The organism is Candidatus Hydrogenedentota bacterium, assembly GCA_016791475.1.
Taxonomy (GTDB): domain Bacteria; phylum Hydrogenedentota; class Hydrogenedentia; order Hydrogenedentales; family JAEUWI01; genus JAEUWI01.
This window is the reverse complement of record JAEUWI010000129.1, coordinates 1-892: the sequence shown is the minus strand read 5'-3', so window position 1 is coordinate 892 and position 892 is coordinate 1. Positions and strand designations below refer to the sequence as shown.

Annotated in this window: 2 protein-coding genes; both read right to left on the bottom strand. The window is 71.0% G+C overall.

Annotated features, from left to right (window positions below; all coding sequences use genetic code 11):
• Positions 1–752, bottom strand: a 752-nt coding sequence (locus JNK74_28235; GenBank protein MBL7650077.1) for a Gfo/Idh/MocA family oxidoreductase, incomplete at its 3' end; no start/stop codon positions are given.
• A partial coding sequence (locus JNK74_28230) for an oxidoreductase (protein ID MBL7650076.1) occupies positions 749–892 on the bottom strand: 144 nt, incomplete at its 5' end. The genes JNK74_28230 and JNK74_28235, both read right to left, overlap by 4 nt.

Sequence of the window (892 nt, the reverse complement as noted above, 5' to 3'; positions counted from 1 at the left end):
ATCTCGCCGATCCAGCCGCACCATTCGTCCGAGTCGAAGTGCCCGTAGCCGTTGTAGCTGACGCTGGCGAACGCCCCGCCCTCGAACCACAGCAGGGCCGAATAGGCGCCCTGGGTCGGGCGCCTGGGGTCCCAGTCGCCTGTGATCGCGCGCACCCGGCTGACCCGCGTGCCGGCCAGCAGGCGCACGATGTCGACCTGGTGGGCGGCCTGGCTGAACACCACGCCGCCGCCCTCCTCCGTGCGCAGCTCCTCGGGACGCCGCGGCCGGTAGAGGAAGTCGGTGTAGTTGAGCGCGTGGATCATGCGCACCCGCCCGAACTCACCGCCCAGGGCGATCTCGCGCGCGCGCAGGTACGGCGTGTCGAAGCTGTGGCAGTGGCCGACGATGAGGTGCACGCCGGCGTCCCGGCAGTCCCGGATCATCGCGTTGCAGTCGCCGAGGGACAGCGCCATGGGCTTTTCCACGAGCACGTGCTTGCCGTGCCGGGCGGCGATGCGCGCCTGCTCCGCGTGGAACTGGTGCGGGCTGGCGATGTAGATCGCCTCGACGTCCGGATTGGATGCCAGGCCCTCGATGTCCGGGTACACCGGCGCATCGAAGTCGCTCGCGAAGCGCTCGCGCGCCGGCTCGCGCGGGTCGCAGGCCGCCACCAGCCGCACGCGCGCGTCGCGCTGGAGCGTGGGCAGCATGAGCGTGAAGGCGCGGCCGAGTCCGGCGACGCCGAGTCGAAGTGGGCGGCCGGCGTTCACAGGTCGATCACCAGTTCGTCGGACTTGGCCCGGGAGACGCAGATCATGATCTGGCTGTCCATCTCCTCGGGCAGGAGCACCATGTCCCGGTGGTCGGCCTCGCCGCTCAGCAGCTTCGTGCGGCAGGTGCCGCAGGTGCC